General features: G+C 55.7%; 19 protein-coding genes and 1 pseudogene. 13 read left to right on the forward strand and 7 right to left on the reverse strand.

Translation table 11 applies throughout. The features are described from left to right. Positions 1 to 156 precede the first annotated feature (156 nt). The 4 genes from fhuA to fhuB all read left to right on the forward strand — a co-directional run bounded on the left by fhuA (position 157) and on the right by fhuB (position 6,169). Positions 157 to 2,379: a ferrichrome porin FhuA gene (gene fhuA, locus ABSH60_RS13420; RefSeq protein WP_390974315.1), complete on the forward strand. Its 2,223-nt coding sequence runs from the start codon at positions 157 to 159 to the stop codon at positions 2,377 to 2,379. An 88-nt stretch (positions 2,380 to 2,467) separates the two neighbouring features. Continuing rightward, positions 2,468 to 3,280 carry a Fe3+-hydroxamate ABC transporter ATP-binding protein FhuC gene (fhuC, locus tag ABSH60_RS13425; protein WP_390974317.1) on the forward strand — a complete coding sequence of 271 codons (813 nt, stop codon included), beginning with the start codon at positions 2,468 to 2,470 and terminating at the stop codon, positions 3,278 to 3,280. Between the two features lies 1 nt (position 3,281). Continuing rightward, a complete protein-coding gene (gene fhuD, locus ABSH60_RS13430) occupies positions 3,282 to 4,184 on the forward strand; it encodes a Fe(3+)-hydroxamate ABC transporter substrate-binding protein FhuD (RefSeq protein ID WP_390974319.1) in 903 nt (300 codons plus the stop codon). Beyond that, positions 4,181 to 6,169, forward strand: coding sequence for a Fe(3+)-hydroxamate ABC transporter permease FhuB (fhuB, locus tag ABSH60_RS13435; protein WP_056774783.1), 1,989 nt, complete (start codon positions 4,181 to 4,183; stop codon positions 6,167 to 6,169). Before fhuD ends, fhuB begins: the two co-directional genes overlap by 4 nt. Positions 6,170 to 6,249: 80 nt before the next feature. Here fhuB and hemL read toward each other — a convergent pair whose 3' ends face one another. Beyond that, complete coding sequence (hemL, locus tag ABSH60_RS13440; protein WP_390974321.1) at positions 6,250 to 7,530, reverse strand: glutamate-1-semialdehyde 2,1-aminomutase; 1,281 nt, start codon at positions 7,528 to 7,530, stop codon at positions 6,250 to 6,252. A gap of 187 nt (positions 7,531 to 7,717) precedes the next feature. Between hemL and clcA the strand changes: the two genes are divergently transcribed. Both clcA and erpA read left to right on the forward strand, forming a co-directional pair. Next, complete coding sequence (gene clcA, locus ABSH60_RS13445) at positions 7,718 to 9,181, forward strand: H(+)/Cl(-) exchange transporter ClcA (protein WP_390974323.1); 1,464 nt, start codon at positions 7,718 to 7,720, stop codon at positions 9,179 to 9,181. Between the two features lie 103 nt (positions 9,182 to 9,284). After that, positions 9,285 to 9,629 (forward strand): iron-sulfur cluster insertion protein ErpA, encoded by a 345-nt coding sequence (gene erpA / locus ABSH60_RS13450; protein WP_056774928.1) that lies wholly within the window; start codon positions 9,285 to 9,287, stop codon positions 9,627 to 9,629. 121 nt (positions 9,630 to 9,750) lie between these two features. Here the strand turns inward: erpA and ABSH60_RS13455 are convergent, their stop codons facing one another. The 3 genes from ABSH60_RS13455 to mtnN form a co-directional block, all read right to left on the reverse strand. After that, entirely contained in the window at positions 9,751 to 9,996 is a 246-nt protein-coding gene (locus ABSH60_RS13455; protein WP_390974325.1) for a hypothetical protein, read from the reverse strand. Between the two features lie 335 nt (positions 9,997 to 10,331). Beyond that, a complete protein-coding gene (btuF, locus tag ABSH60_RS13460) occupies positions 10,332 to 11,144 on the reverse strand; it encodes a vitamin B12 ABC transporter substrate-binding protein BtuF (protein WP_390974327.1) in 813 nt (270 codons plus the stop codon). Beyond that, positions 11,144 to 11,848: a 5'-methylthioadenosine/S-adenosylhomocysteine nucleosidase gene (mtnN, locus tag ABSH60_RS13465; RefSeq protein ID WP_122096320.1), complete on the reverse strand. Its 705-nt coding sequence runs from the start codon at positions 11,846 to 11,848 to the stop codon at positions 11,144 to 11,146. The genes btuF and mtnN overlap by 1 nt, the downstream gene beginning before the upstream one ends. Before the next feature lie 170 nt (positions 11,849 to 12,018). Here mtnN and dgt point away from each other — a divergent pair, with 170 nt between their 5' ends. The 6 genes from dgt to gudD all read left to right on the forward strand — a co-directional run bounded on the left by dgt (position 12,019) and on the right by gudD (position 20,957). Further along, complete coding sequence (dgt, locus tag ABSH60_RS13470; RefSeq protein ID WP_390974330.1) at positions 12,019 to 13,533, forward strand: dGTPase; 1,515 nt, start codon at positions 12,019 to 12,021, stop codon at positions 13,531 to 13,533. 206 nt (positions 13,534 to 13,739) lie between these two features. Beyond that, a complete protein-coding gene (gene degP / locus ABSH60_RS13475) occupies positions 13,740 to 15,182 on the forward strand; it encodes a serine endoprotease DegP (protein WP_056774806.1) in 1,443 nt (480 codons plus the stop codon). Between the two features lie 228 nt (positions 15,183 to 15,410). Beyond that, positions 15,411 to 16,571 carry a CdaR family transcriptional regulator gene (locus ABSH60_RS13480; RefSeq protein ID WP_056774812.1) on the forward strand — a complete coding sequence of 387 codons (1,161 nt, stop codon included), beginning with the start codon at positions 15,411 to 15,413 and terminating at the stop codon, positions 16,569 to 16,571. Positions 16,572 to 16,879: 308 nt separating this feature from the next. Then, positions 16,880 to 18,223 carry a D-galactonate transporter gene (locus ABSH60_RS13485; protein ID WP_390974332.1) on the forward strand — a complete coding sequence of 448 codons (1,344 nt, stop codon included), beginning with the start codon at positions 16,880 to 16,882 and terminating at the stop codon, positions 18,221 to 18,223. A 24-nt stretch (positions 18,224 to 18,247) separates the two neighbouring features. Then, positions 18,248 to 19,591 (forward strand): enolase C-terminal domain-like protein, encoded by a 1,344-nt coding sequence (locus ABSH60_RS13490; protein ID WP_390974334.1) that lies wholly within the window; start codon positions 18,248 to 18,250, stop codon positions 19,589 to 19,591. A gap of 28 nt (positions 19,592 to 19,619) precedes the next feature. Then, on the forward strand, positions 19,620 to 20,957 hold the full coding sequence (gene gudD, locus ABSH60_RS13495; protein WP_390974336.1) for a glucarate dehydratase: 1,338 nt from the start codon (positions 19,620 to 19,622) through the stop codon (positions 20,955 to 20,957). A 69-nt stretch (positions 20,958 to 21,026) separates the two neighbouring features. Here gudD and ABSH60_RS13500 read toward each other — a convergent pair whose 3' ends face one another. The 3 genes and pseudogenes from ABSH60_RS13500 to ABSH60_RS13510 all read right to left on the reverse strand — a co-directional run bounded on the left by ABSH60_RS13500 (position 21,027) and on the right by ABSH60_RS13510 (position 23,297). Then, positions 21,027 to 21,845: a shikimate 5-dehydrogenase gene (locus tag ABSH60_RS13500; protein WP_390974338.1), complete on the reverse strand. Its 819-nt coding sequence runs from the start codon at positions 21,843 to 21,845 to the stop codon at positions 21,027 to 21,029. 100 nt (positions 21,846 to 21,945) lie between these two features. Continuing rightward, a pseudogene (locus tag ABSH60_RS13505) lies at positions 21,946 to 22,433 on the reverse strand (AAA family ATPase). Positions 22,434 to 22,496: 63 nt separating this feature from the next. Continuing rightward, a complete protein-coding gene (locus tag ABSH60_RS13510; RefSeq protein ID WP_390974340.1) occupies positions 22,497 to 23,297 on the reverse strand; it encodes an isocitrate lyase/phosphoenolpyruvate mutase family protein in 801 nt (266 codons plus the stop codon). A 91-nt stretch (positions 23,298 to 23,388) separates the two neighbouring features. Here ABSH60_RS13510 and ABSH60_RS13515 point away from each other — a divergent pair, with 91 nt between their 5' ends. After that, on the forward strand, positions 23,389 to 24,279 hold the full coding sequence (locus tag ABSH60_RS13515) for a LysR family transcriptional regulator (RefSeq protein ID WP_217202840.1): 891 nt from the start codon (positions 23,389 to 23,391) through the stop codon (positions 24,277 to 24,279). Positions 24,280 to 24,329: the final 50 nt, after the last annotated feature.

A 24,329-nucleotide genomic window follows, 5' to 3' on the forward strand; every position in this document is an offset into this window, starting at 1 on the left:
TTTACCCATATTTAACATGGGGGTAATTTTTATTCATTCAGTCAATCTATGAGTTAAATAGGCTTGCAGATGCGCAAGCATTGCGCATATTATGCGATGTTCATAATAATAATTATCGTTTACATTCCCATTAATAAACATCCCAGAGATAACGCAATGGCTTTTCAGCGCTCCTTTTCTTCATCTAAAGACGTCTTTACACGTCGCACTTTGGCTTTGACTATCACGGCAACGTTGAGCTCCACGTCTTTCTATGCAGGCGCAGCCGTCACGGCTCCCGCAAAAGAAGATACGATCAACGTCACCAGTTCAGCCGCTGCCGAAGCCGCGCCGGAATCTGCGTGGGGCCCTGCGGCGACAATCGCAGCAAAACACAGTGCGACCGGCACCAAAACCGATACGCCGCTGGTGAAAACTCCGCAGTCAGTTTCCGTCGTCACCCGTGAAGAAATGGACATGAAACAGCCTGCTTCGGTAAAAGAAGCGCTGGGCTACACGCCGGGCGTTTTCGCCAGCCGCGGCAGTTCTAACACCATCGACGCCATGGCAATCCGTGGTTTCACCTCGGTGAACACCAATCAGTATCTCGACGGCATCAAACTTCAGGGTGACAACTATTCTGAAGTGTCGATGGATCCGTACATGCTGGAGCGCGTTGAACTGCTGCGCGGGCCGTCTTCCGTTCTTTACGGTAAAAGCAATCCGGGCGGCGTGGTCAGCATGGTCAGCAAGCGTCCGACCACTGAACCGCTGAAAGAAGTACAGTTCAAAATGGGTACGGATAACCTGTACCAGACCGGTTTTGATTTCAGCGATGCCATCGACGATGCGGGCGTGTATTCCTACCGTCTGACCGGCGTGGCGCGCAGTCAGGATACGCAGCAGGAGATGGCGAAAGAAAAACGCTATTCGATTGCGCCGTCTTTCTCATGGCGCCCTGATGATAAAACCGACTTCACCTTCCTGAGCAATTTCCAGAACGATCCGGATGCCGGTTATTACGGCTGGTTGCCACGTGAAGGCACCGTGGTGCCGTACTACGATGCCAACGGTAAAGCACATAAACTGCCGACAGATTTCAACGAAGGTGAAGCGGGCAACCGCATGTCACGTAACCAGAAAATGGTCGGTTACAGCTTCGCACATCAGTTTGATGATACCTGGACGGTTCGCCAGAACCTGCGCTACACCAAACTCGATACTCAATATAAATCTGTTTACGGCTTCGGCTACCTCGGGAACGGCAACATCACGCGCAGCTACGTTCAGTCCAAAGAGAAGCTGGCAAACTTTGATGTCGATACCCAGGCTCAGGCTAAATTCGGCACCGGCGCTGTCGATCACACCCTGCTGATGGGTGTCGATTACATGCGTATGCGTAACGATATTGATGCGGATTACGGCAGCGCAAGTAATCTGAATCTGGCAAATCCGCAATACGGTAACGGCAATGTCTCATTGTACTTCCCGTATGAAATCCTCAATCGTCAGGAGCAAACCGGCCTGTACATGCAGGATCAGGCGGAATGGAATAAGTGGATCCTGACTGTTGGCGGCCGTTACGATTTCGCCAAAAGCTCAACCTTTACGCGCACCACCAACAGCGCTTCGCAGATCAACGATCAGCAGTTTACCTGGCGTGGTGGTCTGAACTACCTGTTCGACAACGGTATTTCTCCGTACTTCAGCTACAGCGAATCCTTTGAACCGAACGCAGGCGCCACCAAACAAGGCCAGCCGTTCGATCCTTCAATAGGTAAACAGTACGAAGCGGGTGTGAAATACATCCCGAACGATCGTCCGATCAGCCTGACGGCAGCGGTGTATCAGCTGACCAAAGATAAAAACCTGACTGCCAACCCGTCTGACGCTAACTTCAGCGTTCAGTCTGGTGAAATCCGTTCCCGCGGTCTGGAACTGGAAGCCAAAGCCGCGGTTAACGCCAACATTAACCTCACGGCGTCTTATACCTATACCGATGCAAAATACACCCACGACACCAATTTCGAAGGCAAGCGTCCTGTTGAAGTGCCGGCAAACATGGCGTCTCTGTGGGCGGATTACACCTTCCACGAAACCGCGCTCAGCGGCCTGACAGTCGGTTCGGGCGTGCGTTACGTCGGGGCCAGCTCCAGCTTCTACACCGCAAACGGTGTGAATGCAGACAAAGCGAATGAAGCCTTTAATGTGTCTTCCTACACGCTGGTGGATGCCACGATCAAATACGATCTCGCGCGCTTTGGTCTGCCGGGCTCTTCCGTTGGCGTGAACGTCAATAACCTGCTGGATCGTGAATACGTCGCCAGTTGCTATCGCGATTACGCCTGTTACTGGGGTTCAGATCGCCAGGTTGTCGCCACAGCGACATTCAGATTTTAATCGTTAGTTTGCATTAACGCTGTGAAATCCGGGCACGCTGGTCGTGCCCGTTTCCTGTTCTTAACCAGATGTCGACGCAGAAAATCTTATGCTTAATCACAACGTACCTCCGTCTTCCTCGCTGCCAGAAAGCGTATTCCGCCTGCAGGATGTCAGTTTTTCTGTCACGGGACGCACACTGCTGGCTCCGCTGTCACTGACGTTCCCCCAGGGACAAGTGTGTGGCCTGATTGGTCACAACGGCTCGGGTAAGTCGACGTTGTTAAAAATGCTGGGGCGGCATCAGTCTACGACATCCGGCACGATTTTCCTCAATGACACGCCGCTGGCTCAGTGGGACAGCAAAGCTTTTGCGCGTCAGGTGGCGTATCTGCCACAACAACTGCCCGCCGCAGAAGGCATGACCGTGCAGGAGCTGGTGGCAATTGGCCGCTATCCGTGGCACGGCGCGCTGGGGCGTTTCAAACATCAGGACAAAGAAAAAGTCGAAGAAGCGATCTCTCTGGTGGGCCTGAAGCCTTTCGCGCACCGTCTGGTGGACAGCCTCTCCGGCGGCGAGCGTCAGCGCGCCTGGCTGGCGATGATGGTGGCGCAGGACAGCCGCTGTCTGCTGCTTGATGAACCCACTTCCGCACTTGATATCGCCCATCAGAAAGACGTGCTGGCGCTGATCCAGCGTCTGAGCCGCGAAAAAGGCTTAACCGTGATCGCGGTTCTGCACGATCTGAACATGGCGGCGCGCTATTGCGACCAGCTGATGGCGCTGCGTGGCGGCGAGATGATCGCTCAGGGCGCACCGGAAGAGATGATGCGCGGCGACGTCCTTGAACAAATTTATGGTATTCCGATGGGCATTCTTCCGCATCCGGCGGGCGGTGCGCCTGTGAGCTTCGTATACTGATATGTCTGATTTTCCTCATTTTCCAGGAATAACGCGTCGCCGGATTTTACAGGCGCTGGCGTTATCTCCGCTGCTGGCTTCTATGCCGACGTTTTCCGCATCAACACCCGATCTCAGCCGAATTATCGCGCTGGAATGGCTGCCTGCCGAGTTGCTGATTGCGCTCGGTGTCATGCCGATGGCGATTGCTGATATTCCCAATTATGAACTCTGGGTCGAAGAGCCAAAGCTGGCGCCGACGGTCATTGACGTGGGGCAGCGCACTGAACCCAATATGGAGTTTATCCAGCAACTTAAGCCGTCTCTGCTTGTGGTGACTCAGGGCTACGGCCCGAAAACCAGCCAGCTGGAATCCATCGCGCCGGTGGTGGATGTGAAAGCCAACGACGGCAGCGCCAAACCTCTGCAACTGGCGATCCGTTCCCTGCACAAACTGGCGGATTATCTCGGTTTGCCGGAACGCGCTGAACAGCATTTGCAGCTCTATCACCAGCAACTGGCGAAAACCCGCGAGCTGATGAAACCGGTCGCCGCTCAGCCGGTGCTGTTAATCACCTTTATCGACACCCGCCATGTGCTGGTGTTCGGCCAGGGAAGCCTGTTCCAGGAAGTGATGGAGGAGGTCGGGCTGACCAATGCCTGGCAGGGCGAAGGCAGCTTCTGGGGCAGCGTGTCTGTCGGGATCGAGCGTCTGGCGGCCATCAAAAATGCCCGCGTGCTGTGCTTTGATCACGGCAGCGCCGACATCATGGACGCCGTTGCGCCCACGCCTTTGTGGAAATCGATGCCGTTCGTTCGCAGTAATCAGTTCACCGTGGTGCCCGCGGTCTGGTTTTACGGTGCAACGTTTAGCGCCATGCATTTTTGCCGCATTCTTAACAGCACTCTGGGGAAACCGGTATGAACCGCCGCGCACTCAGCGTTTCGCTGATATTTTTGATTCTGCTGACGCTGGCGGCAGGTCTGCTCAGTGTTTACAACCTCCATCAGCAACTGCCTTATCACCAGTGGCGCAGCGCGTTGTGGCAGCCTGATATCGATGATGTTCAGCAGATGCTGTTCCATTACAGCTCGCTGCCGCGTATCGCCGTCGCACTGCTGGCCGGTGCCGGTCTGGGGCTGGTTGGTTTACTGTTTCAGCAGGTTCTGCGCAATCCGCTGGCAGAACCGGCGACGCTCGGTGTTTCTGCCGGTGCCCAGCTCGGTCTGACCATTGCCACGCTGTGGGCGCTGCCGGGGGGCCTTATCACCCAGCAGTTCGCCGCCATGCTTGGCGCGGTGGTGATCGGCGTGCTGGTCTTCGGGATCGCCTGGGGTAAACGACTTTCGCCGGTGACGCTGATCCTCGCCGGGCTGGTGCTCGGTTTGTATTGCGGTGCGGTCAATGGCCTGCTGGGGCTGTTCAACTATCAGCGCCTGCAAAGTTTGTATATGTGGAGCAGCGGGGCGCTGAACCAGCAGGACTGGAATATCGCTTCGTTCCTGTTGCCGCGCGTGATCATCGTCTGGCTGCTGGCCTTCCTGTTGCAACGTCCGATGACCCTACTGGGGCTGGATGACGGTGTGGCAAAAAATCTCGGTCTGGGATTATCCGCTGCCCGCCTCGCGGTGCTGGCGCTGGCGATCCTTATGAGCGCCCAGCTGGTTAACGCCGTAGGCATGATTGGCTTTATCGGTTTATTTGCGCCGTTGCTGGCGAAAATGCTCGGCGCACGTCGCCTGTTTTCGCGGCTGGTCATGGCGCCGGTGATCGGTGCGCTGCTGCTGTGGTTCACCGATCAGGTGATGCAGTGGCTGACACAATACTGGATGGAAATACCGACCGGTGCAGCCACCGCGCTGGTCGGCGCGCCGTTGCTGCTGTGGCTGTTGCCGCGGCTGCGTAACAGCATGACGCCGCCACCGATGGATCAGGGCGACAACGTGCCCGATGAGCGTCAGCATCTGGTGCGCTGGGTGTCGCTTGCGTTGCTGGTGTTACTGGCGGGGCTTGCCGTCGCGCTGATGGCCGGGCGCAATGCCACGGGCTGGAGCTGGTCAACGGGCGCAGATTTACAGGCGCTGCTGCCGTGGCGTATGCCGCGGGTGATGGCGGCGCTGGCGGCGGGAATTATGCTGGCGTCATCAGGCGTGCTGATTCAGAAACTGACCGGCAACGCGATGGCCAGCCCCGAAGTGCTGGGGATAAGTTCCGGTGCGGCATTTGGTGTGGTGCTGATGATGTTTATTGTGCCCGGTGATGCCTTTGTCTGGTTGCTGCCCGCGGGCAGTGCCGGTGCGGCGATCACCCTGCTGGTGATCATGCTCGCCTCCGGTTTACGCAGCTTCTCCGCCGAGCGGATGCTGCTGACCGGTATCGCGCTGAGCACTGCGTTCAGCACGCTGCTGACGCTGTTACTCGCCAGCGGTGATCCGCGTATGGGTGGCCTGCTGACCTGGATTTCCGGTTCAACCTATTCCGTGACTTCTGATACCGCATGGCGAACGCTGGTGCTGGCTGCGGTGCTGATGGTGCTGGTGCCGTTCCTGCGCCGCTGGGTCAATATTCTGCCGCTCGGCAGTGTGACCGCGAAGTCTGTCGGAATGGCGCTGACGCCAAGCCGCATGGCGATCCTGATGCTGGCCGCAATCATGACAGCCGCCGCCACGCTGACCGTCGGGCCGCTGAGTTTTATCGGGCTGATGGCACCGCACATGGCACGCATGATGGGCTTTCGACGGGCGATGCCGCAGTGGATGGTCGCCAGTATTCTCGGTGGCTTGCTGATGGTGTTCGCCGACTGGTGCGGCCGGATGTTTCTGTTCCCGAACCAGATCCCGGCAGGGCTGCTCGCCACCTTCATCGGTGCGCCGTACTTTATCTATTTGCTGAGAAAACAGGCGAAATAACGCCGGGACTGATGCAACAAAAAGGGGCCAGAAGGCCCCTTTACATTTCAGTGTCTCCCCCTGCACCGGGGGACAGAATATTACAGCTTCGCGAAACAGCGACGTGCCGCGCTGACGGTGCGCTGGATATCTTCTTCGCTGTGCGCCAGCGACATAAAGCCTGCTTCGAAGGCGGAAGGTGCGAGATAAACGCCTTCTTCCAGCATCAGGTGGAAGAACTTTTTGAAGCGCTCAACGTCGCACTTCATTACGTCCTGATAGCAGGTCACGGTGTCTGCATCGGTAAAGAACAGGCCGAACATGCCGCCGACGTGGTTCACCACAAACGGAATGTTTTCCGCTTTCGCCGCATGCAGTAACCCTTCTGCCAGCTGGGTGGTGCGCTCATTCAGAGTCTGATGCACGCCCGGTTGTGCGACCTGTGTCAGGCAGGCAATACCGGCCGCCATGGCAATCGGGTTACCGGAAAGCGTCCCCGCCTGATACACCGGGCCGGTCGGTGCCAGTGCGTCCATCACGTCGCGGCGGCCACCGAATGCGCCTACCGGCATCCCGCCGCCGATGATTTTGCCCAGACAGGTCAGGTCCGGCACCACATTGTAATATTCCTGAGCACCGCCGAGCGCGACGCGGAAACCGGTCATCACTTCGTCGATGATCAGCAGCGCACCGAATTCATCACAGAGTGCACGCAGACCCGGCAGGAACGCCGGCAGTGGCGGGATACAGTTCATGTTGCCTGCCACCGGCTCAACAATGATACAGGCGATATCGTCCGTGAACTGTTCGAAAGCGGTGCGTACGGAATCCAGATCGTTATAGGTGCACGTCAGGGTGTGTTTGGCGAAATCCGCCGGTACGCCCGGAGAATTTGGCTGGCCGAGGGTCAGCGCGCCGGAACCGGCTTTCACCAGCAGGCAGTCGGCGTGGCCGTGATAGCAGCCTTCGAATTTGATGATTTTATCGCGATGGGTAAAGCCGCGGGCAAGACGAATGGCGCTCATGGTGGCTTCGGTGCCGGAGTTCACCATGCGCACCATGTCCATACTTGGCACCAGTCCGGTAACCAGTTCGGCCATTTTCACTTCCATCTCGGTTGGCGCACCAAAGCTCAGGCCGCGCTGTGCCGCTTCAATCACCGCATTGCGAATGTCAGCGTTGTTGTGGCCGAGCACCATCGGACCCCATGAACCGACGTAGTCGATGTAAGCTTTACCATCGGCATCAAACAAAAAGGCACCGTCAGCGCGCTCGATGAATAGCGGGACGCCGCCGACGCCGGAGAAGGCACGTACCGGCGAATTCACACCGCCCGGGATTAGCGCTTGCGCCTGCGTGAACAGACTTTCTGACTTACTCATTACTCGGCTCCTGGTTTTCTTGATGCTGTATGTCATAAGGGATAGCAATGCGCCCATTCTAGTGAACTGCGCGAGGTTATCAAACCGTAAACCGTCGCGGATTTTGTCCTGAGTCCTGTCAGGCGGCCATGTTGTATGATTTAATCCATAAATATTCCATTACCTTTTCTGTATTCCTCCTGATCCGATGAATGAATCAAACACTGATATGTCTGAGCCAGCCTCTGCGCATGGCCCGCGTAAACGCAGTGAAGTGCTGCGTCTGTTTCTGCGCCGTGATAAAACGCCGGTCGCAATTCTGATTGTTGCTGCCGTGGTGGGAACCGTCGCCGGTCTGCTCGGCGTGGCTTTCGAAAAAGCGGTGAACGGGGTGATGGCCATGCGGCTTTCGGGCCTCAGTATTTTCAGCGATTACTGGATTTTAATGTGGCCGCTGACCTTTGTGGTGTCAGGCCTGCTGGCGATGTCCGGCTATTATCTGGTCCGGCGTTTCGCGCCGGAAGCGGGCGGCTCCGGCATTCCTGAAATAGAAGGTGCGCTGGAAGAGTTGCGACCGGTGCGCTGGTGGCGGGTGATCCCGGTGAAATTCTTTGGCGGTATAGGCACGCTGAGCGCCGGTATGGTGCTGGGCAGGGAAGGGCCAACCGTGCAGATGGGCGCAAACGTCGGCAAAATGATGGCGGATATTTTCAGGCTGCGCAGTGCCGAAGCCCGCCACTCGCTGCTGGCTACCGGGGCGGCAGCAGGGCTTTCAGCCGCCTTTAACGCGCCGCTGGCCGGCATCCTGTTCATTCTCGAAGAGATGCGCCTGCAATTTCGCTACAGCCTGATTTCTATAAAAGCAGTGTTTATCGGCGTGATTATGTCGAGCATCGTTTTCCGGATTTTCAACGGTGATACGGCCGTGATAGAGGTCGGTAAACTGGCGAATACTTCGCTGAATACCCTGTGGCTGTTTCTGGTACTGGGGATGGTATTTGGCGTGGTCGGCGTCAGCTTTAACGCGCTGATCTTCCGCACACAGGATATGTTTGCCCGCATCCACGGCGGTAATCTGCGCAAGATCCTGATTATCGGCGGCGTGCTCGGCGGCGTTTGCGGCCTGATCGGGCTTGTTCAGCCAGAAGCGGCGGGCGGGGGCTTTGCGCTGATCCCGCTGGCGGCGGCAGGGCAATACGGTCTGATGATGCTGCTGTTTATCTTTTTTGTCCGCGTGGTGACCACGGTGCTTTGCTTTGCTTCAGGTGCGCCGGGCGGCATATTTGCCCCGATGTTAGCGCTCGGCACCCTGCTGGGTACGGCATTTGGTACCGCCGCGCTGGTCTGGTTCCCGGAATACGATATTCAACCGGCGACCTTCGCGATTGCCGGAATGGGCGCACTGTTTGCCGCCAGCGTGCGTGCGCCGCTGACCGGCATCGTGCTGGTGCTGGAAATGACCGACAACTATCAGCTGATTTTACCCATGATCATCACCTGTCTGGGTGCGACCCTGCTGGCACAGTTTTTGGGCGGTAAGCCCTTGTATTCAACGATCCTGACCCGCACCTTACAGAGGCAGGAACGCGAAAATGCAGAAAAAGCGCAGGCAGAATCTGTGGGTGAGAGCACCAATAAGCAGGACAGCGCCGCGAAAAATGCCCATACTTGAAGCATCAACTCAGGTATAAGATAATGAGTTCATTATTCAGACAGTCAATCTGGCGGCCTGAACAAATGCGGATTGGGAGTGAGAAATGATGAGTGAAGCGTTAATGAATGAAACAACCGCGTTGCCGTTACAGTTTACTGAGGCTGCGGCGCGTAAGGTGCAGAACCTAATTTCTGATGAAGAAAATCCGAATCTGAAGCTGCGTGTTTACATCACCGGCGGCGGTTGCAGCGGATTCCAGTACGGTTTTACGTTTGACGATAAAATCAACGACGGTGATATGACCATCGAGAAAGCCGGTGTGGCGCTGGTGGTTGACCCGATGAGCCTGCAATATCTGGTGGGCGGTTCGGTGGATTACACTGAAGGTCTGGAAGGTTCACGTTTTATCGTGACCAACCCGAATGCCAAGACAACCTGCGGCTGCGGTTCGTCATTCAGCATCTGATACGCGGCTGAGAGTTTCAGCAGCGTCAAAAAAGCCCGTCTGTGTATGCAGACGGGCTTTTTTAATGGGATTATTTCCACTCCTAAAAGGCACTCAGGGTAAGTAAGTGCTTACAAGAGGATTACCATTCGACGGTCACCAGCGTGGAATCCACCTTGATGCCGGGCGCTGCTGCCAGTACCGTTTCACTGATATGTGGCGGGCTCATGCTGCGGTTGGTGCAGATCACGGAAGTGCCCGAATGCGCTGCGTTCACCTGGCATGAAGGTAAAATAGTCAGACTGATGTGGATCTCGCCACTTGTCATGCCCGCGACAGCCGCCAGCGGGCTCAGGGCGAGTAACGCACTGAGTAATAAAGCTTTCATTTCTGTTTCCTGCTGGTGTCGTTCAATTTTTAGAGCAATAAAATCAGCGTGGCTGATTAAGGTTATCGGTCTTATTTTTGCGGTCTTTAATCCAAAACGTTTCCGTCCGGGAGCGTCGCCGCTGAGTCGTCGTATCAGATACCGTTATTTTATTATTTCGTTTGTATAACAAAGAGATAATCTTAAAGCGAAGGCAGTCATCGTACGAAGGATTTGACGACGCACATACTAACAGATAAAAGTGGCGGTTCATTGATTTTGGTTAATAAAGCAACGATTCAGAAAAGTGCCATAGCGGCGAGGGGCAAGAAAGTCACTGTACTGTTAGTGAGTATTCACCTCTGAGGCAGGGCCGCAATCCGGGGGCAAAGCTGTTGTGCTGCCAGTAAAATTCGCGGGCCTGCGCGGCTGAACCAGTCTGAATCCAGCGTAATGACCTGTGCGCTGAGCAGGGAACGCCAGTAATCTTCAATGACCTGCTTTTGTGATGGTCCGCCCGCAACCACAATCACCTGCGGATGACGGTTCAACACCTGCTCCCGGCTGACCTGAGGCCAGGGGACACGGCTGTCTGCGAAAATGTTTTTGGCACCACAGAGTTCCAGCACTTCACTTTGCATCGTCGCCGATGAGGCGGTAAACAGCGGCTGTGTGCCGAACTGAATAAAAGCCGGCACCGGTTTCTCACGGTGATATTTCAGCTTAAGCGCCTGCCATTGCTGACGGAAATCCGTTGCAGCGTGCTGCGCGGTGGCGGGATCGGCACTGTAGGGCGCCAGTTGTTCCAGCGCCTGGGCAATCTGCGCCGCATTTTGCGGATCGAGATACACCACGTTGATACCCAGCGAAGCCAGTTGCTCCAGTGGTCGCTGCGGATTGCCGCCGCGCCAGGCGAGCACCAGATCAGGTTTGAGCGTCACGATGCGTTCAACGTTGATGCCCTGCCAGTTCGCCACCTGCTCAATCTTTGCAGCCTGAGGCGGGTAATCGGAGTAAGCACTCACGCCAACCAGCTTATCGCCCAAACCGGCGGCAAACGCCAGTTCTGTCAGATTAGGTGCCAGAGTGATCACCCGTTGCGCCGGGGCCGCCGCGGCCACCCACGGCAGCATCAGAAAACCCGAAACCAGACAGAACCGGCGCATCATCACTCTTGTGAATCAGCCAGCGTTTTGAGCATAGCATCCACCATCAGGGTGGATTGCTGCGCCGCGGTGACCAGAAACTCTTCGAAGCTCAGGTGCGATTCGCCGTCGGCGACATCAGAAATGGCACGCACCACCACAAATGGTGTATCGAACAGATGACACACGTGGCCGATGGCGGCAGCTTCCATTTCGACGGCTGCCACATTCGGGAAGGTGGCGCGAATGCGGGCCAGCGGGGCGGCGCCGTTGATGAATGCGTCGCCGCTGCACACCAGACCGCGCACGGCGTTCAGATCCAGCTGACGGATACAGGTTTCAGCCAGTTCGATCAGCGCCGGATCGGCCTTGAACGCCGCCGGGCAGCCTGCCATCTGGCCGGGTTCGTAACCGAAAGCGGTAACGTCGGCGTCGTGATAACGCACTTCGTCAGACACCACGATATCGCCCACTTTCAGGGTTTTCGCCAGGCCACCGGCGGAACCGGTATTGATGACGACGTCTGGCTGGCAATGCTCGAGCAGCAACGTGGTACCCATCGCCGCCGACACTTTACCGATGCCGGATTTCAGCAGGGCAACGTCCACGCCGTGTAACTGGCCGGTATAGATTTCGCAGCCCGCGCGTTCGATAGTCTTGCGGTTAATGATTTTGTCGCGCAGCAGAGTCACTTCCTGCTCCATAGCGCCGATGATGCCTACTTTCATATGAATACTCGCAGATGTGGGTGAAATGGGCCGCAGCAGAGGCGGAATTGACGCTTTAATACCGAAAACAATGCGCGATAGTCTATCATGGCTAAAGGTAAGAGATAATGCGTTTGGGATGCGGGTTCCGCGTCTGCCGGGCGCGTGAGTGGCTGAAAGGGTGGAAAAGTATGTCCGGGATCGATTTTAAAGCGAAATTCAATTTTCAGCGTCCTTTCAGCTCGCCCATTGAGGCGCGGGATGAGTACGATGTGGTGCGTCAGTTTGAAAGCGATCGTGGCCGTATTATCAACTCCGCCGCGATCCGCCGTTTACAGCAAAAAACACAGGTTTTTCCGCTGGAGAAAAACGCAGCCGTCCGCAGCCGTCTGACCCATTCTCTCGAAGTTCAGCAGGTAGGCCGTCACATCGCCAAAGATGTGCTGCACCGTCTGCGCAAGCAAGAAAAGCTGGACACCTACGGGCTGACGGAGGTTACCGATCCTTTTGAAAGTGTCGTCGAAATGGCCTGTCTGATGCATGACATTGGCAATCCGCCTTTCGGGCATTTTGGTGAATCGGCGATCAATAACTGGTTTGGCAAACGCATGGATACCGCCAGCTGCGGCAAAGAATTTCAGCTGACGGATGCCTGCACTATCGGCTGTCTGCGTCTGGAAAAGAGCGCCGAACCGCTCAATGAACTGCGCAGTAAGATCCGCTACGATCTTTCCAATTTTGAAGGCAACGCCCAGGCGATCCGTCTGGTGTATACCCTGCTTAAACTCAACCTGACCTACAGCCAGACCGCCTGCATCCTGAAATACACCCGCCCGGCCTATTCCACTGAAAAATTGCCTTCGCATGATTATCTGATGAAAAAGCCCGGTTTTTATCTGGCGGAAGAGCCGTTTATCCAGCGTCTGCGCAGCGAGCTGGGGCTGGGCGAGTTCAATCGTTTCCCGCTGACGTACATCATGGAAGCGGCAGATGACATCTCCTATTGCATCGCCGACTTAGAAGATGCGGTAGAAAAGAACATTTTCAGCGTCGAACAGTTGTACGCCTATCTTTGTCGCGAATGGGGGGAGATCGAAAAGGGCGATTTCTTCGATAAAGTGGTGCGCACCGCCTATGAAAAAATGGATAAAGCCAAAACGTTCCGTAATCCGGTGGATTATTTCTTTATGGAACTGCGGGTACAAACGGTGAAACAACTGGTGCCACACGCGGCGCGAAGATTCATTGAAAACGTGCAGGAAATTTATGAAGGCACCTTTAACCATGCGCTGCTGGAAGATGACAGTCAGGCAAATCGCTTGCTGGAAATTTATAAACGCGTGGCCTTCAAACAGGTATTCAATCACCCGGAAGTGGAAGAGCTGGAATTACAGGGTTACCGGGTCATCAGCGGTTTGCTGGATATTTACAGCCCGCTTCTCGATATGTCTTTGAAAGATTTTACTCAGCTGGATCAGGAAGATACGCACCGTGCTTATCCGATTGAAACCCGGCTTTTGCATAAGATATCGGCCAAGCATCGTTTAGCCTATACCAATGCTGTGGTGGGGCTGGAGGGCAAACCGGAGAAAGTGTTTGCGGCGCTGGAGTTTTATTACCGGGCAAGGATGTTACAGGATTATATCAGCGGGATGACCGATCTCTATGCGTATGATGAATATCGCCGCCTGATGGCCGCAGAGTAATTATCATTCACATCAAAAAGGAAGACTTCTTTATTCTTCTTTACGAATCTGTCTGAAAAACCATCTTTTGTAAATATCGACAATACTTTTTTACTATTAACCGATCGACCCTGATGAACTTCGCGCTATTAATTACATCTCAGTATCACGACTACCAAGCAATGCAACTATTTTGGTTGCCACAATAATTTTAAGAGATCCTGAAAATGAAAAAATCGAGTTTATTCCTGAGCGCATTAGCGTTAAGTATCGGTATGGCAATGGCCCCGGTTTCTTCTGCACTGGCTGCTGAAACAGCCTCTTCCAGCACGTCACAGCTTCCAAGCCTGGCGCCTATGCTGGAAAAAGTCATGCCCTCCGTGGTGAGCGTGAACGTTGAAGGCAGCGCCCCGTCCAAGACGCCGCGTATGGGCCAGCAGTTCCAGCAATTCTTTGGTCAGAACTCGCCGCTGTGCCAGGACGGCTCGCCGTTCCAGGGTTCACCTGTTTGTCAGGGTGGCGGTCAGGAAGGCCAGCAGCAAGCGCCTGAGCAGAAAGAAGATTTCCGCGCTCTGGGTTCCGGCGTCATCATTGATGCCGCTAAAGGCTATGTCGTGACCAACAACCACGTGGTTGATAACGCCACCAAAATCAGCGTTCAGCTGAACGATGGCCGTAAATTTGATGCCAAAGTGATCGGCAAAGATCCACGTTCTGACATCGCGGTTATTCAGCTGCAGGATGCTAAAAACCTGACCGCCATTAAAATGGCTGACTCCGGTCAGTTACGCGTCGGTGATTACACCGTGGCCATCGGTAACCCGTATGGTCTGGGTGAAACCGTCACGTCCGGTATCGTTTCTGCGCTGGGTCGTTCTGGTCTGAACATCGAAAACTACGAAAACTTTATCCAGACGGATGCGGCGATCAACCGTGGTAACTCCGGCGGCGCGCTGGTTAACCTGAACGGCGAACTGATCGGTCTGAACACTGCGATCCTGGCGCCGGACGGCGGCAACATCGGTATCGGTTTTGCGATCCCAAGCAACATGGTGCAGAACTTGTCCAAACAGATGATCGAATACGGCCAGGTGAAACGTGGCGAACTCGGCATCATGGGGACTGAGCTGAACTCCGAGCTGGCGAAAGCGATGAAAGTTGACGCACAGCGCGGCGCGTTCATCAGCCAGGTCATGCCGAAGTCTGCGGCAGAAAAAGCGGGTATCAAAGCCGGTGACGTGATCCTGAGCATGAACGGTAAACCGATCAGCAGCTTTGCGTCGTTCCGTGCGGATATCGGCACCATGCCAATCGGCACCAAAGTGACCCTCGGCCTGCTGCGCGACGGTAAACCGGTGAACGTCGATGTGACCATTGAGCAAAGTACACAGACCGCGAAAGTCGAATCCGGCAATATCTATACCGGTATTGAAGGCGCAGAGCTGAGTAACAATGCAGCTGCCGATAAGAAAGGCGTGAAAGTGGACGAAGTGAAAGCCGGTTCCACCGCGGCGCGTATCGGCCTGAAAAAAGGCGATGTGATCCTCGGTGTTAACCAGCAGAAAGTCGCTAATCTGGGCGAACTGCGTAAAATCCTCGACACCAAACCTTCGGTGCTGGCGCTGGATATCTTACGTGGTGACACCTCAATTTACCTGTTAGCCCAATAATTCTTCATCCGTGAAATGATAAGGCACGCTCCGGCGTGCCTTTTTTATTTCTGCTTTGCCCCCGCCTCTCATCTTCGGCCCTGCGCGTCTCTGTGCAGGTGCATAAAACTGTGACTTTCCCCGCAACTTCAACGGGTTCTCCTGCTCTTTGGGCATTTGCATAATGTCTGGCTGACGGCGACTGAGTATGCTGGTCAAACTAACAAGAACAGCCAAGGCAGGAACCCCATGTCGGCGTATCATCTCGATGCAAAACTGGCGCAGCAAATTGTTGCCCGCACGATGCAAATTATTGATAGTAATGTGAATGTCATGGATGGCCGTGGAAAAATCATTGGCAGCGGCGACGATCAGCGTCTTGGCGAATTGCACGAAGGTGCTTTGCTGGCCATTTCACAGGAACGCATTGTCGATATTGATGAAGGCGTCGCACGGCATTTGCACGGAGTGCGTCCGGGCATCAACTTACCCCTGCGCATCGACGGCCAGATTGTCGGTGTGATCGGCCTGACCGGTAACCCGTTACAGCTGCGTCAGTACGGTGAACTGGTGTGCATGACTGCCGAAATGATGCTCGAACAGGCGCGTTTGCTGCACATGCTGGCGCAGGACAGCCGCTTGCGCGAAGAGCTGGTGCTTAATCTTATCCGGGTGGACGAACTTTCTCCGGCATTGAAAGAGTGGGCACAGCGTCTTGGTATTGATTTGAACCGTCCGCGCGTGGCGGCGGTGGTTGAAGTGGACAGCGGACAGCTGGGCGTGGATTCGGCGATGGCCGAACTGCAACAGCTGCAAACCTTGCTGACCACGCCGGAGCGCGACAACCTGATTGCGATCGTGTCCCTGACCGAAATGGTGGTGCTGAAACCGGCGCTCAACAGCTATGATCGCTGGGATCCGGACGGTCATCGCCAGCGCATCGATCACCTGTTGTCCCGCATGACCGAAACCGGGCGCCTGCGTGTGCGTATTTCTCTCGGCAACTTCTTCACCGGCCCCGGCAGCATCGCGCGTTCATACCGCACAGCGCGCACCACCATGACGGTCGGCAAACAGCGGATGCCGGAACAGCGTTGTTACTTCTATCAGGATCTGATCTTACCCGTGCTGCTCGACAGCCTGCGCGGCGGCTGGCAGGCCGACGAACTGGTGCGTCCGCTGGCGCGTTTAAAAGCCACCGACAGCAACGGCTTACTCCGGCGCACCCTGGCGTCGTGGTTCCATAATAACGTCCAGCCGACAGCCACGTCGAAAGCGTTATATATTCACCGTAATACACTGGAATATCGCCTCAACCGCATCTCGGAATTAACCGGATTAGATTTAGGAAATTTCGACGACCGTCTCCTGCTGTATGTGGCGCTGCAATTAGATAATGATCAGATTTGAATATTATTCCGTTCTGAAAGTATTCTCCCTGAGGGTATTTTCAGGATGGTTTATCTTTTCGCTTTTTTTATCGGTGTGATGCTCATCACAGCCGTTTCATTTTTTGTGAAACAACTCGCATGGCGCTGGGCATTCGCCTCAAGATAAATGCAAATATGCGCTGATGCCTGGCATTTTGCCTAATGAGTTGGTCACGGGTTGTTCTTATACTGGCAACGTTCCTTCCTCTCTGAACCCTACAGTTCTGTCGTGCGGAGGAATGGCTTGCCCTTCGGGTCGAGGCATTGTCATTAATTCCGGAGAACACCATGGAAACAATCGTTTCATCAGCCAGTGCCGTAAAAAAAAGAACGAATGCGCGCTACTGGATAGTGGTGATGTTATTTATTGTCACCTCATTTAATTACGGCGACCGTGCGACATTATCTATTGCCGGTTCGGCAATGGCGAAAGATATTGGCCTGGATTCCGTCGGAATGGGCTATATTTTCTCTGCATTTTCCTGGGCCTATGTCATTGGGCAAATACCCGGCGGATGGTTGCTGGATAAATTTGGTTCCAAGAAAGTTTATTTCTACAGTATTTTTATTTGGTCTTTATTTACCTTACTGCAGGGCTTTGTCGATGTATTCAGCGGCTTTGGCATTGTGGTTTCCCTGTTCGCTTTACGTTTCCTGGTAGGGCTGGCGGAAGCGCCGTCTTTTCCGGGCAACAGCCGCATCGTTGCCGCCTGGTTTCCGGCGCAGGAACGCGGCACTGCCGTCTCGATTTTTAACTCCGCACAGTATTTTGCCACCGTCATTTTCGCGCCAATCATGGGCTGGCTGACCCATGAAGTGGGCTGGTCACACGTGTTCTTCTTTATGGGTGGCCTTGGGATCATCCTGAGTTTTATCTGGCTGAAAGTGATCCACGATCCGAAAGATCATCCGGGCGTCAACCAAGCCGAGCTCGATTACATGGAAGCCGGTGGCGCGCTGATCAACATGGATCAGAAAACCACTAAAAAAGCCGCCGTCAAAGGCGAAAAACTCTTCCAGATTAAGCAATTAATGAAGTCACGCATGATGATTGGCATCTACATCGGCCAGTATTGCATCAACGCGCTGACCTACTTCTTCATCACCTGGTTCCCGGTATATCTGGTGCAGGCGCGCGGCATGTCGATCCTCAAAGCCGGCATGGTGGCGTCGGTTCCGGCGATCTGTGGTTTCCTCGGCGGAGTGCTCGGCGGGATCATTTCCGACTGGCTGATGCGCAGAACCCGCAACCTGACGCTGTCGCGCAAGGTGCCGATTGTGGTTGGCATGCTGCTGTCGATGTCGATGATTGCCTGTAACTACGTCGATACCGAATGGATGGTGGTTGGCATTATGGCCTTCGCCTTCTTCGGCAAAGGTCTGGGTGCACTGGGCTGGGCGGTAATGGCTGACACCGCACCGAAAGAGATCAGCGGGCTGAGCGGCGGGCTGTTCAATATGTTCGGCAACGTTTCAGGCATCGTGACGCCAATCGCTATCGGTTACATCATCGGCACGACAGGATCCTTCAACGGCGCCTTGATTTACGTCGGGATCCACGCACTGCTGGCGGTGGTGAGCTATGTATTTATCGTCGGCAAAATCGAACGCATCCAGCTACGCCCGTTCTGATCCCCGGCACAGAAAAGGAGACACATGATGAATACGCAATCCTCGCCGATCATCACTGACATGCAGGTGATCCCTGTGGCAGGGCACGACAGTATGCTGATGAATATCGGTGGCGCACATGGCGTTTACTTCACCCGCAATATCGTGATCCTCAAAGACAGCGCCGGGAATACCGGCGTGGGCGAAGCGCCGGGCGGCGAAGTGATTTACAACACGCTGATGGAGGCGGTTTCCCAGGTCAAAGGCCAGGAAGTGGCGCGAATGAACCGCCTGGTGCATCAGATTCATACCGGTAATCAGTCATCGGATTTTGATTCGTTCGGCAAAGGTGCCTGGACGTTTGAGCTGCGGGTCAACGCCGTTGCCGCGCTGGAAGCGGCCCTGCTTGATCTGATGGGCAAGTTTCTCGGCGTGCCGGTGTGCGAACTCCTCGGGCCGGGCAAACAGCGTGATGAAGTGACGGTGCTCGGTTACCTGTTCTACATCGGCGACCGTCAGAAAACTGATTTGCCGTATCAGGAAGGAGAACGCGGCAGCCACGACTGGTATCACCTGCGCCATCAGGAAGCGATGAGCAGCGAGGCGGTGGTGCGGCTGGCCGAGGCGGCGCAGGATCGTTATGGCTTTAAGGATTTCAAACTCAAAGGCGGCGTGCTGCCGGGCGAGCAGGAGATCGACGCGGTAAAAGCGCTGGCAAAACGTTTTCCGGATGCGCGTATCACCGTTGATCCCAACGGGGCGTGGCTGCTGGATGAAGCCATTGATTTATGCAAAGACCTGTACGGGATCCTCAGCTATGCGGAAGATCCGTGCGGCGCGGAGCAAGGCTTCTCGGGGCGCGAAGTGATGGCGGAGTTCCGCCGCGCCACCGGTTTGCCGGTCGCCACCAATATGATCGCCACCAACTGGCGCGAGATGCAGCACGCGGTGATGTTGCAGTCGGTGGATATTCCGCTGGCGGATCCGCATTTCTGGACCATGCACGGTGCGGTGCGCGTCGCCCAGCTGTGTGACGACTGGGGCCTGACCTGGGGCTGCCATTCCAACAATCATTTCGACATTTCTCTGGCGATGTTTACCCACGTCGGTGCTGCTGCACCGGGTAAACCCACGGCCATCGATACGCACTGGATCTGGCAGGAAGGCAATCAGCGCCTGACCAAAGAGCCGCTGCAGATCGTCAACGGAAAAATCAAAGTGCCGGAAAAACCGGGGCTGGGCGTGGACGTCGACATGGATCAGATCCATCGCGCTCACGCGTTGCACAAGACGCTGCCGACCGGGGCGCGCAACGATGCTGCCGCGATGCAGTATCTGATCCCCGGCTGGACATTCGATCGTAAGCGCCCGGCAATGGGGCGCGGTTAACGGAATCTGAATTCACTAAGGAGTAAGCATGACCTCTTCATCTGCACCTAAAATTGTCTCCATGCAGGTCATCCCGGTGGCCGGGCACGACAGCATGTTGCTTAACCTCAGCGGTGCGCACGCGCCGTTTTTCACCCGTAACATCCTGATCCTCAAAGACAGCAGCGGCAACACCGGCGTCGGTGAAGTGCCGGGCGGCGAAAAAATCCGCCAGACGCTGGACGATGCCGCGCTGCTGGTGATCGGCAAAACGCTGGGCGAATACAAAAACGTGATGACTGCGGTGCGGGAGAAATTCGCCGATCGCGATGCCTCCGGTCGTGGATTACAGACTTTTGATTTGCGTACCACTATCCACGTGGTCACCGCCATTGAAGCAGCGATGCTGGACCTGCTCGGCAAGCATCTTGGCGTGACCGTGGCGTCGTTGCTCGGCGACGGTCAGCAGCGTGATGAAGTCGAGATGCTCGGTTATCTGTTCTACGTCGGTGACCGCAATAAAACGTCGCTGGGCTATCAGAGCCAGCCGGGCGAGAGCTGCGACTGGTATCGCCTGCGCCACGAAGAAGCGCTGACACCCGCAGCGGTAGTGCGGCTGGCGGAAGCCGCGTACGAAAAATATGGCTTCAATGATTTCAAACTCAAAGGCGGCGTGCTGGCGGGCAGCGAAGAAGCGGAAGCCGTGACGGCGCTGGCGCAACGCTTCCCGCAGGCGCGGATCACGCTCGATCCGAACGGTGCCTGGTCGCTGAATGAAGCCATCGCGCTCGGTAAACAACTGCGCGGTGTGCTGGCGTATGCCGAAGATCCGTGCGGCGCAGAGCAGGGCTTCTCCGGGCGTGAAGTGATGGCGGAATTCCGTCAGGCGACCGGCCTGCCGACGGCGACGAATATGATCGCTACCGACTGGCGTCAGATGGGGCATACCATCCAGCTGAAATCGGTGGATATCCCGCTGGCGGATCCGCATTTCTGGACCATGCAGGGGTCAGTGCGCGTGGCACAAATGTGTCACGAATGGGGTCTGACCTGGGGCTCGCATTCCAACAATCACTTTGATATCTCGCTGGCGATGTTTACCCAGGTGGCTGCTGCGGCACCGGGCAAGATCACGGCCATCGACACGCACTGGATCTGGCAGGAAGGCAATCAGCGCCTGACCAAAGAGCCGTTGCAGATCAAAGGCGGCAAAGTGCGGGTGCCGGAACAACCGGGTCTGGGCGTTGAGCTGGATATGGATCAGGTGATGAAGGCCCACGAGCTCTACAAAGGCATGGGCCTCGGTGCGCGTGACGATGCGCAGGGCATGCAGTTCCTGGTGCCGGACTGGAAGTTTGATCCGAAAAGGCCGTGTCTGGTGCGTTGATCGCCGGGTGGATCCGCGCCATTAAAAAAGCCTCTCGTCTGAGAGGCTTTTTGTATTCATCAGGCGGGATTAACTGCGCGCATGTACCGCTGCCGCTTCAATCTGATCATCTGACGGGCGCACGCCGGTGTACAGGACGAATTGCTCGACGGCCTGTAATGTCGCGACTTCCGCGCCGGTGATCACTTTCTTACCGTGATCGCGACCATAACGGATCAGCGGTGTTTCTGCCGGTAAGGCAACAACGTCAAAGACGATGCTGGCGCGGTCGATCACCGCCGGTTCGAAGGCCAGTGAATCCACTTCCGGGCCACCGGCCATGCCGATTGGCGTGACGTTCACCACCATATCGACGGCCAAATCGCCGACTTCTGCCTGCCATTCGTAACCGTATTCTTCTGCCAGAGCGCGGCCATTGGCTTCATTGCGGGCAATGATGTAGCCCTTTTTGAAACCGGCATCACGGATGGCGGCAACCACCGCTTTGCCCATGCCACCGCTGCCGCGCAGTGCGAAAACGGCATCGCGCGGGACTTTGTGGCTGTCGAGCAGTTTAGCGACCGCGATGTAATCGGTGTTGTAAGCGCGCAGGAAGCCGTCATCATTGACGATGGTATTCACCGACTGAATGGCGGTGGCGGAAGGATCCAGTTCATCGAGGAAAGGAATGCAGGCTTCTTTAAACGGCATCGATACCGCGCAGCCGCGGATGCCCAGCGCACGCACGCCTTTGACAGCGGCTTCAATGTCTTTGGTGGAAAAGGCTTTATAGACGAAGTTCAGGTCTAACGCCTGATACAGGCTGTTATGAAAACGGGTACCGAAATTTCCCGGACGACCGGAAAGGGACATACACAACTGCGTGTCTTTATTGATTTCCCGACTCATTATGTTCTCCTGATAGGGTATTTAAATCTTCTCGAACCATAGCTGAAACGATACAACCCTACAATAATCCTCTTCCCCGCCCGGCTGAATAATGGCGGCGCTAAGCGTGGATGATTACGTTAAAACCTTCTTCCGGTTGCGGCGCAACAAAGTGACGGGATATCAGCTCAAACTGCTCATCAGTGACTCTAAACGGGTGCGTTCCGGCCTGATTGCGTGCCCGCAGCCGGGCTTTACACTCGTCTTCCGGCACGTTCAGATAATGCAGGCGGTGGTCTGCGCCTGACGCCGTGATGAGGCTCATCATCCACTCGCGGTTCGCCACCGTATTGGCCGGGAAATCCAGCACGACCGAGACACCGGCTTTGAGCAGGGAAATGGCATGAGGCGCAATGGCTTGCCTGAGTCTGGCGGCACAGCGCAGATAATCCGCCACCGTGTGCATCTCATCCTGATACAGATGAGCAAGCCAGGTGTCTTCACTCAGCACCACCGTGCCGGGGGGCTTGCCAGATTGCGGGACAGGGTGGATTTCCCGGAGGCTATTTTCCCGCATAAAATATGCAGAACTGCCTGATTTTCGGGCATGACATTGTCGGGGCGGGCTGTGGAATTCATGTTACCTCTCATGTTCAGTCGGGGTCTGCGTCGTTAAAACATCGCATTAATTTCTGAATAAGGCGCGGCATTTTCCAGCATCGGCATCATTTTATCGTGTTGTAAAAATCCGCTGACTAACTGCGCATGGTGCGCCCATAAGGTTTGCGGCAACCAGGAACCGGCGCTCAGGCGGCGTACGCCAAGGGCTGCGAGATCGCTGACCGGCGGCAGTCCCGGCCAGACCGCCACGTTGAGCAGCAGAGTTGTGCCCTCAGCAATGGCGCGCATTTCCCCTGCCTCCGTCAGCCCGAGCACGAAAAGCCCGTCGGCACCGGCACTGCTGTAACTCTGCGCCCGCGCCATCACTTCATCCGCTTTATCCGCGGCGCAAACCAGGTTACGGGCGTACACATCGGTGCGCACGTTGATATACAGATCTACGCCGCAGCGGACACTGGCGGCTCTGATGGCTTCGATTTTCCGGCACAACGCATGCGGATCGCCTGCGCCGTCCTCAATATTGATGCCCACCACGCCCGTATCCATAAACCGTGAGACGGTTAACGCCACCGTGGCCGGAATATCGCTGTAGCCGCCCTCAATATCCGCAGAAAGCGGCACTGAAATCACCCTGGCGATAGACGTCGCGCGGGCGACATAGTCTTCCACCGGCAACTGATTGCCGTCGCGATACCCCAAAGACCACGCGACGCCCGCGCTGGTGGTGGCAATTGCCGTGGCACCCAGACTCTCTGTCTGGCGTGCGCTGCCCGCATCCCAGACGTTGGGCAATTTCAGCGGAGTTGCTTGCAGATGAAGTTCGCGAAAGACGCTGGCAGACGTGGTTTTCATAAAATGTTCCTCAAAAAAGAAACATTCTAATCATGCTGAATTTTCTTGATAATAGCCGGAAATAACATTCATTCATTCTGTGAGAGCATCAATGAACGCGCCGTCGCTGCACTTGGTACAAACGTTTGTTGCGGTTGTTGAACACCATAGTTTTGCCCGTGCGGCCCACGCGCTCGGCATTACGCCGTCGTCGGTCAGCCGTTTTATCAAGACGCTTGAACGGCAACTGGGCGCGACGTTACTCAACCGCACCACGCGGGCGATGTCGCTGACCGAAAGCGGAAAACGGTATTTTGCCGAATGCCATCAGGCACTTTCGCAACTCACTCAGGCAGCTGACATGGTGCGTGACGAACAGACGTTACCCTACGGCGCACTGGTGGTCAGTGCGCCGGTGGCGTTCGGTCATACCCATCTGGTGCCTTATCTGAGTGAGTTTCTGGCGGCGTACCCGCAGGTGCAACTGGATCTGCATCTGACCGATGACTACGTGGATTTGGTGAGTGAAGGCATCATGCTGGCATTTCGCATCGGGCGTATGAAGGATTCGTCGCTGATCGCCCATAAATTGCTGGAGAACCGGCGGATCCTGGTGGCCGCGCCCGCCTACCTGAAAAAGCGTGGCGTGCCTGAGGTGCCGGAAGATCTTTATCAGCACGAGTGCATCGTCTCTTCGGCCAGTCAGGATGGGGTGCTGTGGCGGTTATTTTCTGCCGGTGAGGAGCGCACGCTGGCCCCGAAAGGATCGGTCAAGGTCGATAATGCCGATGCGGCGCGCAGGCTGTGTATGGATGCACACGGCATCGCTTTTCACTCGGCGGTCACCATGGCAGCGGCCATTGACGCAGGGGAACTGGTGCAGATATTGCCACAATGGACCGGGCGTGAAACCGGTGTTTACTGTGTGCGGCCCAACCGGCGTATCGGCCCGGCAGCGCAGGGGCTTCTCGATTTTTTAACCGCCCGCTGGCAGCAAAAATGACGATCTGGCGACATCCGTTATACTTAACGGACAGGCAAACGCGGAGGCTG

Origin of the sequence: Rahnella sp. R3(2024) (genome assembly GCF_042920125.1) — a bacterium.
GTDB lineage: Bacteria > Pseudomonadota > Gammaproteobacteria > Enterobacterales > Enterobacteriaceae > Rahnella > Rahnella rivi.

Excerpts from the sequence above, each read along its gene's own strand:
- fhuA (WP_390974315.1), top strand. The coding sequence starts at position 157 with ATGGCTTTTCAGCGCTCCTTTTCTTCATCTAAAGACGTCTTTACACGT.
- fhuC (WP_390974317.1), top strand. The coding sequence starts at position 2,468 with ATGCTTAATCACAACGTACCTCCGTCTTCCTCGCTGCCAGAAAGCGTA.
- fhuD (WP_390974319.1), top strand. The coding sequence starts at position 3,282 with ATGTCTGATTTTCCTCATTTTCCAGGAATAACGCGTCGCCGGATTTTA.
- fhuB (WP_056774783.1), top strand. The coding sequence starts at position 4,181 with ATGAACCGCCGCGCACTCAGCGTTTCGCTGATATTTTTGATTCTGCTG.
- hemL (WP_390974321.1), bottom strand. The coding sequence starts at position 7,530 with ATGAGTAAGTCAGAAAGTCTGTTCACGCAGGCGCAAGCGCTAATCCCG.
- clcA (WP_390974323.1), top strand. The coding sequence starts at position 7,718 with ATGAATGAATCAAACACTGATATGTCTGAGCCAGCCTCTGCGCATGGC.
- erpA (WP_056774928.1), top strand. The coding sequence starts at position 9,285 with ATGAATGAAACAACCGCGTTGCCGTTACAGTTTACTGAGGCTGCGGCG.
- ABSH60_RS13455 (WP_390974325.1), bottom strand. The coding sequence starts at position 9,996 with ATGAAAGCTTTATTACTCAGTGCGTTACTCGCCCTGAGCCCGCTGGCG.
- btuF (WP_390974327.1), bottom strand. The coding sequence starts at position 11,144 with ATGATGCGCCGGTTCTGTCTGGTTTCGGGTTTTCTGATGCTGCCGTGG.
- mtnN (WP_122096320.1), bottom strand. The coding sequence starts at position 11,848 with ATGAAAGTAGGCATCATCGGCGCTATGGAGCAGGAAGTGACTCTGCTG.
- dgt (WP_390974330.1), top strand. The coding sequence starts at position 12,019 with ATGTCCGGGATCGATTTTAAAGCGAAATTCAATTTTCAGCGTCCTTTC.
- degP (WP_056774806.1), top strand. The coding sequence starts at position 13,740 with ATGAAAAAATCGAGTTTATTCCTGAGCGCATTAGCGTTAAGTATCGGT.
- ABSH60_RS13480 (WP_056774812.1), top strand. The coding sequence starts at position 15,411 with ATGTCGGCGTATCATCTCGATGCAAAACTGGCGCAGCAAATTGTTGCC.
- ABSH60_RS13485 (WP_390974332.1), top strand. The coding sequence starts at position 16,880 with ATGGAAACAATCGTTTCATCAGCCAGTGCCGTAAAAAAAAGAACGAAT.
- ABSH60_RS13490 (WP_390974334.1), top strand. The coding sequence starts at position 18,248 with ATGATGAATACGCAATCCTCGCCGATCATCACTGACATGCAGGTGATC.
- gudD (WP_390974336.1), top strand. The coding sequence starts at position 19,620 with ATGACCTCTTCATCTGCACCTAAAATTGTCTCCATGCAGGTCATCCCG.
- ABSH60_RS13500 (WP_390974338.1), bottom strand. The coding sequence starts at position 21,845 with ATGAGTCGGGAAATCAATAAAGACACGCAGTTGTGTATGTCCCTTTCC.
- ABSH60_RS13510 (WP_390974340.1), bottom strand. The coding sequence starts at position 23,297 with ATGAAAACCACGTCTGCCAGCGTCTTTCGCGAACTTCATCTGCAAGCA.
- ABSH60_RS13515 (WP_217202840.1), top strand. The coding sequence starts at position 23,389 with ATGAACGCGCCGTCGCTGCACTTGGTACAAACGTTTGTTGCGGTTGTT.